Source organism: Streptomyces sp. AJS327 (genome assembly GCF_013450295.1).
Taxonomy (GTDB): domain Bacteria; phylum Actinomycetota; class Actinomycetes; order Streptomycetales; family Streptomycetaceae; genus Streptomyces.
The window spans coordinates 1,418,405-1,430,256 of sequence record NZ_SKBR01000001.1 but is presented as its reverse complement, the minus strand read 5'-3'; the positions used below and the strand labels follow the sequence as shown (position 1 = coordinate 1,430,256).

Below are 11,852 nucleotides of genomic sequence, written 5' to 3'. Positions count from 1 at the left end.
GCACGCCGGTTCCGCGCGACCGGCCTCCACCGGTAGTGGAGCACGCGCGGCGGGACACCACCACCGCCGTGTCGGCCGCCTACCGCCAGCCGTACAGCTGTTGCAGGCGGTGTATGACGCGCTGGTACCGGGCCCGGTCGAGGGCGCACGCCTCCCGGCGCATCCCCTCCGGGTGGACACGCAGGACCCGGTCGAGCCCGGCCCAGGAGTCCCGCTCCTCGCGGTCCCAGGGGCCGGTGCCGAGCGCCATCCACTCCTGCCCCGCGGCTCGCTGCCGCGAGGTGAGCTGCACGGCGAGCACGGTCCCCGCGGCCTCCCGCGCCACCACCAGCACGGGGCGGTCCTTGCCCCGGCCGTCGGCCTCCTCGAAGGGAACCCAGGTCCAGACGATCTCGCCCGGGTCGGGGTCGCCGTCCGGGTCCGGCGCGTACTCGGTGCGCACCACGCCCACCGCCGACGGCTCGACCTCGACGGTGGCCGACGGACCGTGGCTGCCCGGGAGTTGGTCGGTGGAGGGGCTCTCGCGCTCTTCGGTGCCTCGTGTCATCCGGACACGCTACCGGCGCCGGACCGGGCGGTGATCAGCCGGGGCGCGGACGGTAGGTGGCCGTGGTCCGTGGCGTCTCGGAGACCGTCACCGCCGTCAGTTCGGGCAGGCTCTCGCACCACTGGCCGTAGATCCACCAGGCGAGGTTCTCCGCCGACGGGGAGAGACGGCCCCCGTCCAGCACCTCGTTCAGGTGCCGGTGGTCGAGCGTGGTGTCCACCCACTTCTTGAAGGCACCCAGGTCGCCGTAGTCCCGGACGAACCCGGCGTCCGTCAGCTCCCCGGAGCGGGCCGACAGCTCCAGCACCACCAGGTAGTTGTGACCGTGCATCCGGGCGCACTGGTGCCAGGAGGGGAGACGGTCCAGGACGTGACTGGCGGAGAAGTGGAACTCCTTGGTGATGATGAACATGCGGGCTCCGGTCCCCTCTCCTCGCCTCTGTCCGCGTCCACGCTCTCCGGCCACACCGCCTCGCCCCGCTCAGCCACCGGGCTCCGCGCCCCGGCCCGGCCGCCCCGACGGCCCGGCCCGGCCAGCCGCGACGCCCGCGCGCCCGGCGGCCCTCACCCCGCGCCCGTGCCGAGGATGAGCCGGTTCAGCGGCACGGCGGTGCGGAAGCGCTCCCGCCGCGCCGGGTCGGCCAGGTGGCCCGCTTTGCGCTCCACCTCGGCCCGCGCCCGGGCCAGCAGCGCGCGGGCGTCCTCCGGGGCGCCGCCCGCGTCCAGCGCCAGCGCCGCGTGGTACAGCACCTCCTCCGTCCGCAGGGCGGGCATGTCCCCCTTCTCGTCCAGGATGCGCAGCGCCTCCCGCGCCTGCCACGCGGCGGCGGCCGGGTGGCCGCCCCGCAGCAGCGCCCTGGCCCGCAGGGTGTGCGCGGCGATGCCGCTGCGCGCCATGCCGGTACTGCGCACCTCCTCGCAGGTGCGCTCGGCCAGCCGGTGTGCCTCCTCCAGCAGCGCCCGCTCCGCGGAGCCCGGGCCCTCCGAGGCCGCCGTCTCGATCAGGACCTCCGCCGTGAGGTTCCGGACGATCGGCACCAGGTTCACCAGCCAGGTGTGCAGCGTCTCCTCCCAGGCGCGCCCCGCGAGGGCGCGGGCCTCCGCCTGCCGTCCCGGCACCCGGCTGAGCAACAGGGCGCGCAGCGCGGTGTTGTAGGCGTGCCAGCCGCTCTCCGCGCCCCGCTCCTCCTCGAAGGCGAGCGCCTCGGACAGCACCTCGGCGGCGCTGTCCTCCTCTCCGAGCGCGATGTGCACCTGCGCGAGGTAGTTGAGCGCGATGGGCAGCTCCGCCTGGAGGGTCTCGGTACGCAGCCGGTCCACGCAGCGCAGCAGCCGGTCCCGCGCCTCGCCGAGGTGGCCGCTGTCGTACAGGGTGATGCCGAGCTGCATCTCGCCGAGGTTCCGGGCGTGCTGGAGCACCGGGTCCCGCGCGTCGCCCAGGCGGGGTTCGGAGGCGTACATCCGCTCCGCCTCGCGCAGTTCGGCCAGCCCGGCGGCGAGGTCCGACTTGGGCAGCTGCCGTCCGTACTCCACCGTGGCGACGAAGAGGCCGACCGCGTCCCCGCACTCGCGGGCCCGCTCGACCGCCTCCCGCAGCTTCTCCAGCGAGGGGTGCAGCCCCCGGGTGGCCAGCAGGGTCTTGCCGCGCAGCAGCGTGGTACGGGCGATCAGCTCGGGGTCGCCGCGGCGCGCCGCGGCCCGCTCCGCCTCGGCGGCGAGCGCGTCGATGCCGTCGACGCCCTCGATGTGCGGCCCACCGGTCTGCTGGTGCTGGCCACGCCAGCGCACCTCGGTCAGCGACAGCAGCAGCTCGACCGCCGCGACGATGCCGCGGTCCCGCTCCTCCCCCGGCGGCAGCCGCCGCGCGTCGGTGAACGCCTGGACGCCGTGCCGTTCCGCCTCCGCGAAGGACAGCCCCTCGGCGGCGACGCCACGGGCCAGCTCGACGTGTGCCCGGGCCGAGCGGGCCCGGGTCTCGGGGCCGCCCAGCCGCAGATGGCGGGCGGTCTCCAGGCGCAGCTCCAGCGGGGCCTCACTGCCCGGCCCGGCCGGAGCGGAGAGCCCGGCCAGCGCGTTCGCGGCGCGGGCGTGCCGGGAGCGGCGCTGCTGGGTGGTCTGCTGCTCGTAGATGGCGCGCTGGAGGGCGCGGTGCTCGAAGCGGTAGCAGTCGGTGACGAAGTCCGCGGCCCACCACGGCGGATCGGTCTCGTGGACCAGGCGGCGGGTGCGCGACAGACGGCGCAGCCGCTCCATCGTCTCCTCGTGGGACAGCCCCGCCATCTCGGCCGCCACACAGGTGAAGAAGGTCTCGCCCTGCACCGCGCCCGCGGTGAGCAGCGCGGACTCGCTGTCCGTCAGCCGGCCGACCCGGCGGGCCACGGCCTGGTCCACGTCGCGCGGGAGGGCGAGGTCGGCGCCGTCCCCCTGCCGCCACTCCTGGAGGCAGAGCGTGACGAAGATCGGGTGGCCGCGGGTCATGGCGTTCAGCCGGACCGTCAGGTCCTCCGGGGCCCGCCGGAGCCGGACGAGTTCGGCGACCGCCTCCTCGGGCAGCCCGGCGAGGGTCCGGCGGGTGATCATCCGGTCGAGTTCCCAGCTGCGCAGCGTCTCGTCGACGCCGGGGGTGGCGCCGTCCGCCGCCGCGTCCCCCGTGCCGTGGCCGAGGACGAAGGCGAGGGGTTCGCCGGGGATCAGCTCCAGCAGCCGGTGCAGGATCTGGAGGCTGCTGGGGTCCACGTACTGGACGTCGTCGATCAGGACCAGCACGGGCGGACCCGACCTGGCCTGCTCCAGCAGCGCCTGGACGATCTGGTTGGCGGCGCCGTGCTGGTACGGGAGCAGGCTGTCGCCGGGCATGGAGCCGGAGTCCAGCGCGGCCTGCGTCGCCTCCCGGCCGGTGGCGAAGAGCGCGCCCAGCCCGGGGACCAGGGCGGAGAGGACCTCCGGCGCCGAGCGCGCGGCGCCCCGGCCGGTGGCTCGCACCAGCCGCCGGATCCAGCCGTCCTCCCGCTCCGCGGGCGCCAGCCGCAGCAGCACCTCGACGATGGTGCCGTAGGCCGAGTCCGGCCCGCTGCCGGAGTAGCAGCGCGTGTGCACGACGCGGCAGCCGGAGAGCGCGGGGTCGACGCCGTCGGCGCGGCGCACCAGCTCGGAGAGCAGGGCGGACTTGCCCATCCCGAACACGCCGTCCACGACGCAGGCGCCGCCCCGCCCGCGGGCCAGCCGTTCCACCAGGGCGCGCAGGGCGACCAGATGCTCATCCCGGTCCACGAACTCGGTCGGCACCGATCCCCTCTCCACTCCGGTCTCCCCTCCGGGCAGCCCTGTCGGCGGCACACGCGGGTCAGTTGGGTCCGGTCACGATAGTCCGCGCGCTCCCGGCGCCGCCATTCACTCCCAGCCACCTCAGCCGTGGTCCCCCGCCCCGCCCCGACGGACGGGGGCGGGGGCGCGGAACGGGCGTGGGCGGAGGCGGCGCGGTGGCAGGGGCTCAGCGCGGGAACCGGCTTCCGAGCGGACGGCCCGGGCCACCGCCCGGGTGCGGAGCGTCCCGGCAGCCGGTGCACACCGTCCGGATCCAGGTGGCGCGGTGGTCCCCGTGGAAGCGCGGACGGCCGGGCGCGCCGCAGAGTTCACAGGTGCGCTCCGCCTCCACGGCGGCCTCGTCGGCCAGTTGGGCGACCGTGTCGGCCCAGGCGCCGTCGAACTCGCCGTCGGCGCCGAAGCGGTCGGCGACGTATATCCGCAAGCCACCGAGTTTGGGGGTGAGTTCCTCCAGGCGGTACTCCGGATCGAGCGCGGCGAGCCGGGTGTGCAGCCTGGTCAGCAAGGGGTGCCAGCCTCGCCCCACAGCGTCGAGCCGATGGGGAATCTGCTGGTCAGCATGGATACGGCAGAAGGTGGCGACGCTCATGCCCCCAGCATCCCGCACCCCACTGACAGCCCCGCCGACGCGCGGGGCACCCCCGTCCGCGTCCGAACCGCCCACCGCCACGGCGCCGTTGGGCCCGGTCGGAACGGCGCGCGGAGCCCGCCCGGGACGCGCCGTCCGTGGCCACCGCAGACCGTGCGCCGCGCTCCGGGACACCGTGCCGCGCACCACCGCGCTCCGGGCTCCGGGGTCCGCTGGCGCTCAGCGGAAGTGGATGTCCCCGTGGATGTCCCGGGCCTGGATAACCGGCCCGTTGACGGTGGCGTCCGGCGCCACGGTGTTGTGCACGGCGGACTGCTCGACCGTCAGCACGGCGTGGTGCTCGCCCGCCCAGCGGCAGAGCGCGGACGCGAACTCCGGGTCGCTCCGGGCCTGTTGGGTCATCCGGTCGACCAGCCACCGCACCGATCCGCCGTCCCCCGGATCCACCGGCTGGGGTTCCGGGCGTCCCGTCGTACGGCGCCAGAGCGAGAGCAGGCCCTCCCAGGCGCGCTGCCCGGCGGCGGTGGCGGCGCCCCCGGCCGCGGCGGTGACGAGGGCGAGCGCTGCGTCAACGTCCATCCACCCACGGTAGGGCGCGGGGCACCGCCCCACCAGGCCACTCACAGCCACCCCCGCGGCCGCCGGACAGCACCCGGACCGTGGTCCGGCGGGGGCTCAACGGCCCTGGCCGCCACCGGACTCGGGCGGCTCGGCCGGGGGGTTCGCGAACCCGGCCGCCTCGACGAAGTCGGGACGCGGGTCCAGCGCCGCGGCCAGCCGGAAGTGCCGCCGCGCCGCGTCCGCCCGGTCGGCGCGCTGGAGCGTGCGGGCCAGCGCGAAGTGCGCGAAGGCGTTGTCCGGCTCCCGCTCCAGGACGACGCCGAACTCCCGCTCGGCGGCGCCCAGTCGCGCCTGGAGGAAGTAGGCCCGGGCCCGGAGCAGGCGGGCCGCGGTGTTCTCCGGGTGCGCGTCCACGATCGGGTCCAGCAGGGTGAGCGCGCCCCGGGGATCGCGCGCGTCGAGCAGCTGCTCGGCGGCGCGGAAGCTGATGACGCGGGTCTGCGGCGTGGTCTCGGGCACGATGACGACCTCCTCGGAACGGAGCGCGGCTGGAGGGCCTGGTGGGGGCCGACCGGACGGTCCGGGCGGCCCGCGCCCTCCGGGACGGGACGGGAGAACGGCGACAGCTTGGCCGAAATCCGCCCACGGGCTCCCCGAGCCCAACACCCCGGAGTCAGCCGCTATTCCCGGCGTACCCCGTGGCGGCGGTGCGGCACCCCACGGGCTCCCCCGTGCCGGGACGCGTACGCCCGGCACGGACCGGGGTGGGCCGCCCCGCTCAGCGCTCCCCCCACGTGGCGATCCGCCGCCAGGCGTCCCGCGCGCGGGAGGCCAGCTCCTCCGGCGTACCGTCGTTGTCGATCACGATGTCCGCCACCGCCAGGCGTTCGGCCCGGTCGGCCTGCGCCGCCATCCGGGCCCGGGCCTCCTCGGCGTCCATGCCGCGCAGCCGCACCAGGCGGTCCAGCCGGACCTCCGGCGCCGCGTCGACCACGACCACCAGGTCGTACAGCGGTGCCAGGCCGTTCTCCACCAGCAGCGGGACGTCGTGCACCACCACCGCGTCCGGGCCCGCGGCCCGTTCCAGCTCCGCCGACCGCCCGCCCACCAGCGGATGGACGATCGCGTTCAGGGCGGCCAGCCGGTCCGTGTCGCCGAAGACGATCGCGCCCAGCCCGGCCCGGTCCAGCGTGCCGTCCGGCAGCAGGATCCCCGGCCCGAACTCGGCGACCACGGCGGCCAGTCCGGGGGTTCCGGGCTCCACCACCTCGCGTGCGATCCGGTCGGCGTCCACGATCACCGCGCCGTAACCGGCGAACAGTTCCGAGACCGCGCTCTTGCCCGCGCCGATGCCACCCGTCAGTCCGACCTTGACCATGCGGCCACCGTAACGGGTCGGCCACCGGCCCCGACCGGCGGTACGGACCGCCAGGCGAGGCCGGGGCACGGGCGGTCAGCCGGGCTCGCCGTCCTCCCGCTCGGCGAGGAAGCGCTCCAGCTCGGCCCCCAGCTCCTCGGCGGAGGGCAGCTCCACCGGCTCCGCCACCAGGCTGCCCCGGCTCTCCGCCCCGGCGACCGCGTCGTACTGCTGCTCCAGGCCCTGCACCACGGAGACGAGTTCCTCGTCTCCCTCGGCCAGCTGCCGTTCGATCTCGTCCTGGGTGCGCAGCGCCTCCCCGCGCAGCGCGTGCGCGACCTCCGGCAGCACCAGCCCGGTCACCGAGGTGATCGCCTCGACCACCACCAGCGCCGCGTCCGGATAGGTCGACCGCGCGATGTAGTGCGGGACGTGGGCGGCGATGCCCAGCACGTCGTGACCGGCCTCGCCGAGACGCAGCTCCACCAGCGCGGCGGCGCTCCCGGGGACCTCGGCCTCGTCGAAGAAGGGCCGCTGCCCGGGCACCAGGTCCATCCGGTTGCCGTGCGGGGTGAGCCCCACCGGGCGGGTGTGCGGCACACCCATCGGTATGCCGTGGAAGGTGACCGCGAGCCGGGCACCCACCCGCTCGGTGATCTGCCGCACCGCGGCGACGAACCGCTCCCACTCGACGTCCGGCTCCGGGCCCGCGAGCAGCAGGAACGGGGTGCCGGTGGCGTCCCGCACCAGGCGGAGTTCCAGCAGCGGGGCGTCGTAGGACACCCACTGGTTCCGCTTGAAGGTCATCATCGGGCGGCGCGCCCGGTAGTCGATCAGCCGGTCGGTGTCGAAACGCGCGACGGTGACGTGCGGCTGGGAGTCGAGGAGCCGCGCCACCACCTGTTCCCCGGTGTCCCCGGCGTCCATGAAGCCCTCGAAGTGATAGAGCATCACCAGCCCGGCGCTGTCCGGTTCGCCGACGATCTCGTCAACGGCGTCCAGGCCGCTCTGCTCCCACGTGTACAGCTCACGCGGATCCCGCACCGTCACCCCTCCTCGTGTCTCTCACCCTCCCCGAACGCATCCCGCGTCACCGGCATTCCCCGCCGGGTGCGCCCGCACCCCCACCGGGCCGGGCGCACACGTCCGCGAACGCGATCGGGCCCGCCTCCAGCAGGAGACGGGCCCGACGGCACCTGTCCGTCAGTTACCTGGCGGGTGGAGCCTCAGCTCTGACCACCGGCGAGCTTCTCACGGAGCGCGGCGAGCGCCTCGTCGGAAGCCAGCGCGCCGGCGTCCTCCTCGGACTCCGAGGAGTACGAGCCGCCACCGCCGCCCTGGCCGCCACCCGGGGCCGCCTGGGAGGCCGCGCCGCCGCCGGTCGCCGCCTCGGCCGCCGCCTGCGCGTCGGCCTCGCGGGACTTGACGACCTGCGCCTGGTGCTGCTCGAAGCGGGCGTGCGCCTCGGCGTACTGGCGCTCCCACTCCTCACGCTGCTTCTCGTAACCCGGCAGCCAGTCGTTGGCCTCCGGGTCGAAGCCCTCGGGGTAGATGTAGTTGCCCTGGTCGTCGTAGGACGCGGCCATGCCGTACAGGGTCGGGTCGAAGTCGGCGACCATCGGGTCGGCGCCGAACGACTCGTTGGCCTGCTTCAGCGAGAGGCTGATCCGGCGACGCTCCAGGTCGATGTCGATGACCTTGACGAAGATCTCGTCGTTGACCTGGACGACCTGCTCCGGGATCTCCACGTGGCGCTCGGCCAGCTCGGAGATGTGGACCAGGCCCTCGATGCCCTCGTCCACCCGGACGAACGCGCCGAACGGCACCAGCTTGGTGACCTTGCCGGGAACGACCTGGCCGATCTGGTGCGTGCGGGCGAACTGCTGCCAGGGGTCCTCCTGCGTCGCCTTGAGCGACAGGGAGACCCGCTCGCGGTCCATGTCCACGTCCAGGACCTCGACCGTGACCTCCTGGCCGACCTCGACGACCTCGGAGGGGTGGTCGATGTGCTTCCAGGACAGCTCGGAGACGTGGACGAGTCCGTCCACACCGCCGAGGTCGACGAAGGCGCCGAAGTTGACGATGGAGGAGACGACGCCGGAGCGCACCTGGCCCTTCTGGAGGGTGGTGAGGAAGGTCTGGCGGACCTCGCTCTGGGTCTGCTCCAGCCAGGCACGGCGGGACAGGACCACGTTGTTGCGGTTCTTGTCCAGCTCGATGATCTTCGCCTCAAGCTCCTTGCCGACGTACGGCTGGAGGTCGCGCACCCGGCGCATCTCCACGAGGGAGGCCGGAAGGAAGCCGCGCAGGCCGATGTCGAGGATGAGGCCGCCCTTGACGACCTCGATGACGGTACCGGTGACGATGCCGTCCTCTTCCTTGATCTTCTCGATGGTGCCCCAGGCACGCTCGTACTGGGCGCGCTTCTTCGAGAGGATCAGCCGACCTTCCTTGTCCTCCTTCTGGAGAACAAGGGCCTCGATCTCGTCACCGACGGCAACGACCTCGTTCGGGTCGACGTCGTGCTTGATCGAAAGCTCACGGGAAGGGATGACGCCTTCGGTCTTGTAGCCGATGTCGAGCAGGACCTCGTCCCGGTCGACCTTCACGATGACGCCGTCGACGATGTCGCCGTCGTTGAAGTACTTGATCGTCTCGTCGATCGCGGCGAGGAAGGCGTCCTCGGAACCGATGTCGTTGACCGCAACCTGCGGAGTGGTGGCGGTGGTCTCGGTGCTGCTCGTCATGTGGGAAAGGGTCTCCGGTACGGACATTGAGTCGTAGGCACTGCTACGCCGAGAGCCCTTGATCGCACTGCATGCAAGCCAGCCGGACAGCCTTGAGAGACAGTTACCGAGGGGACATACAACAGATGCGAGCGCGACCTGCTCCGTCTGAGGTGCGCAGGCCCGCAGCGCAACTTGTAGCATACGGGGGCCACTGGGCATGGTCAATGCACGAAAGAGCACACCCGGGATGGAACCTCCCATACCCGGCAATGTTCCGGGCGGATTCCCGTCCGGCGCCGCTCGGCCCCCGCTCCACCACCACCGCACAACACGCCCTGACCGGCGGTGACCCTCCTCCCGTTCCCCGCGCGGGAACCAGTCGCCCCCGGGGGGCCTCGCCGGTCGCGGCCGGTCGCGGTCCCGCCCGGCGGTTCGCGGCGCGCGGGCGGCGGTGCGGCGAGGGCCCGACCGCCCGGGGGCGAGACCGCCCGTGCCGACCCGACCAGCCAGCGGCGACAACCGACAGCGACGACGGAACACGATGACAGGTGCGATGAGCCAGCACGATACCTCCCCCGGCGGGCCGCGTCCCGGGTCCGGCTCGATCGGTCCGGCCCCCGGAGCGGGGACCTCAGGGCCCGCCGAGGCCGACGAGCCGGAGGCAGTCCGGCGCCCGGTGGGGGACGACGAGAGCAGCCGGGCCAACCGGGCCTGGTGGGACGGCAACGCCGACGAGTACCAGGCCGAGCACGGGGAGTTCCTAGGCGCGGCCCGGTTCGTCTGGTGCCCGGAGGGACTGGACGAGGCGGAGGCCGGGCTGCTGGGCCCCGCCCGCGACCTCGGTGGCCGGAGCGTGCTGGAGGTTGGCGCGGGCGCAGCGCAGTGCTCCCGCTGGCTCGCCGCCCAGGGCGCCCGTCCGGTGGCACTCGACCTCTCGCACCGGCAGCTCCGGCACGCGCGTTCCCTCGCCGCCGGGGAGCCGGGCGGCGCGGAGGTGCCGCTGGTGCAGGCGGACGCCAGGGCGCTGCCGTTCCCGGACGCCAGCTTCGACCTGGCGTGCTCCGCCTACGGGGTGCTGCCCTTCGTCGGGGACCCGGTGCGGGTGCTGCGTGAGGTGCACCGGGTGCTGCGCCCCGGCGCGCGCTGGGTCTTCTCCGTGACCCATCCCCTCCGGTGGGCGCTGCCCGACGAGCCGGGGCCGGAGGGGCTGACGGTGCTCGCCTCGTACTTCGACCGCACGCCGTACGTGGAGGAGGACGCCACCGGCCGCACGGTGTACGTCGAGCACCACCGCACGCTCGGGGACCGGGTGCGGGACCTGACCACGGCCGGTTTCCGGCTACTCGACCTCGTGGAGCCGGAGTGGCCGGACTGGAACACCCAGGAGTGGGGCGGCTGGTCTCCGCTGCGCGGGCGGCTGATCCCGGGCACCGCGATCTTCGTCTGCGAGCGTCCCTGAGGAACGCCGGGAGGAGCCGGGGACGGCGGGCCCGCGGCGGGCTGCCGGGCGGGGGCCGGCGGACGGTTCCGGAGCGTTGTCCGACCCGGGTGTCACGCTCGCCGCATGACGCCGAACCTTCAGCTGACGATCGACTGCGCCGGCCCTGTCCGGATGGTGGACTTCTGGTGCCTGGCGCTGGGATACGAGCCGGAATCCCCGCCCGGAGGGCACGCGAGCTGGCGGGAGTTCTGGCTCGCGACCGGGCTGCCGCCCGAGGAACTGCCCGAGGGCGCCGGGGAGTCACCCGAGTCCATCGTCGATCCGGCGGGCCGGGGGCCTCGCGTCTGGTTCCAGCAGGTTCCGGAGGCCAAGACCGTGAAGAACCGGATCCACCTCGACCTGAACGTGGGCGGCGGTCGCTCCGTGCCGCTCGCCACCCGCACCGAGCGGGTCGACGCCGCCGTGCGGCGGCTGACGGAGGCGGGCGCCACCGTCCTGCGGAACCTGGGCGAACCGGCGATGGACTACTACGGCGTGGTCCTCGCCGACCCGGAGTCGAACGAGTTCTGCGTGGTGTAGACGCTCCGGTCGAGCGGGGCCGGGGCGATCGGTCTGCCCGGGCACCCGACGGGGCCCGGGTCCCGGAGCGGACTCAGGCCGCCGGGGTGGGGCTCAGCCGACGGTGGAAGCAGACCCGGTCGTGGCCGGGGCCGTCGTAGTCGGTGTGGACGGGCAGCCCGTCGAGTTCGCGGTCCCCGGCCTCCGGGACGAAGCCCATCGCCCGGTGGAAGGCGATGGATCCGGTGTTGGTGGGCGAGGTGATCGCGCGCACCTCGGTGCGGCCCGCCGCGGCGGCGCGCTCGAAGAAGGCGGTGTACAGCTCCCGGCCCACCCCCGCTCCCCGCAGCCGGGGATCGACCCCGACGAAGTGGATGTACGCCTCCCGCTCGTCGTCCGGGGAGTGGAAGCCGATCAGGAAGGCGCTGATCCCGGTGCCGTCCTCCCGCACCAGGCTCGTGCGGGAGAAGAACTGGAGGAACAGCTTGGGCACCAGCAGGGACAGCTCCCGGGCCTGCTCGGGCGACCGGTCGGTCCACCACGTCTGGACCCGCTCGACCACCGCCCGGTGGTCGGAGGGGCGCGCCGCGCGCACGTCGGACATGGGATCCCCCTTCGCCTGGGCCCCCGGCCGGGGCCACCGCACCGATCATGACGCGGCCCGGGCCGGAGGGCGAAGGGAACCGGTCACCGGTCACCCGGCGCACGCGCCCGCCGGACGCCCGCGCCGGACCGGCCCGAGCGCT

The 11,852-nt window shown here is 74.3% G+C and carries 12 protein-coding genes; 2 read left to right on the top strand and 10 right to left on the bottom strand.

Translation table 11 applies throughout. The annotated features are described in order from the left end of the window. Nucleotides 1-79: 79 nt before the first annotated feature. The 9 genes from E0L36_RS05740 to rpsA form a co-directional block, all read right to left on the bottom strand. Entirely contained in the window at nt 80-547 is a 468-nt protein-coding gene (locus tag E0L36_RS05740; RefSeq protein ID WP_180927731.1) for a type II toxin-antitoxin system PemK/MazF family toxin, read from the bottom strand. 34 nt (nt 548-581) lie between these two features. Beyond that, entirely contained in the window at nt 582-959 is a 378-nt protein-coding gene (locus E0L36_RS05735) for a 6-carboxytetrahydropterin synthase (protein ID WP_180927730.1), read from the bottom strand. Nucleotides 960-1,111: 152 nt separating this feature from the next. Further along, nucleotides 1,112-3,832, bottom strand: coding sequence for an AAA family ATPase (locus E0L36_RS05730; RefSeq protein ID WP_180927729.1), 2,721 nt, complete (start codon nt 3,830-3,832; stop codon nt 1,112-1,114). Between the two features lie 205 nt (nt 3,833-4,037). Further along, a complete protein-coding gene (locus tag E0L36_RS05725; RefSeq protein WP_180927728.1) occupies nt 4,038-4,460 on the bottom strand; it encodes a TraR/DksA family transcriptional regulator in 423 nt (140 codons plus the stop codon). A 219-nt stretch (nt 4,461-4,679) separates the two neighbouring features. Further along, on the bottom strand, nt 4,680-5,039 hold the full coding sequence (locus E0L36_RS05720) for a hypothetical protein (protein ID WP_180927727.1): 360 nt from the start codon (nt 5,037-5,039) through the stop codon (nt 4,680-4,682). Nucleotides 5,040-5,135: 96 nt separating this feature from the next. Continuing rightward, on the bottom strand, nt 5,136-5,540 hold the full coding sequence (locus E0L36_RS27445) for a tetratricopeptide repeat protein (RefSeq protein ID WP_180927726.1): 405 nt from the start codon (nt 5,538-5,540) through the stop codon (nt 5,136-5,138). A 259-nt stretch (nt 5,541-5,799) separates the two neighbouring features. Beyond that, nucleotides 5,800-6,399, bottom strand: coding sequence for a dephospho-CoA kinase (coaE, locus tag E0L36_RS05710; RefSeq protein WP_180927725.1), 600 nt, complete (start codon nt 6,397-6,399; stop codon nt 5,800-5,802). 75 nt (nt 6,400-6,474) lie between these two features. Then, a complete protein-coding gene (locus E0L36_RS05705) occupies nt 6,475-7,422 on the bottom strand; it encodes a PAC2 family protein (RefSeq protein ID WP_180927724.1) in 948 nt (315 codons plus the stop codon). Nucleotides 7,423-7,604: 182 nt separating this feature from the next. Further along, entirely contained in the window at nt 7,605-9,125 is a 1,521-nt protein-coding gene (rpsA, locus tag E0L36_RS05700; protein ID WP_180927723.1) for a 30S ribosomal protein S1, read from the bottom strand. Between the two features lie 535 nt (nt 9,126-9,660). Between rpsA and E0L36_RS05695 the strand changes: the two genes are divergently transcribed. Then, nucleotides 9,661-10,566, top strand: coding sequence for a class I SAM-dependent methyltransferase (locus E0L36_RS05695; protein WP_180927722.1), 906 nt, complete (start codon nt 9,661-9,663; stop codon nt 10,564-10,566). Nucleotides 10,567-10,671: 105 nt separating this feature from the next. Next, nucleotides 10,672-11,127 (top strand): VOC family protein, encoded by a 456-nt coding sequence (locus tag E0L36_RS05690; RefSeq protein ID WP_180927721.1) that lies wholly within the window; start codon nt 10,672-10,674, stop codon nt 11,125-11,127. A 73-nt stretch (nt 11,128-11,200) separates the two neighbouring features. Here the strand turns inward: E0L36_RS05690 and E0L36_RS05685 are convergent, their stop codons facing one another. After that, nucleotides 11,201-11,710: a GNAT family N-acetyltransferase gene (locus tag E0L36_RS05685; RefSeq protein ID WP_180927720.1), complete on the bottom strand. Its 510-nt coding sequence runs from the start codon at nt 11,708-11,710 to the stop codon at nt 11,201-11,203. Nucleotides 11,711-11,852 lie beyond the last annotated feature (142 nt).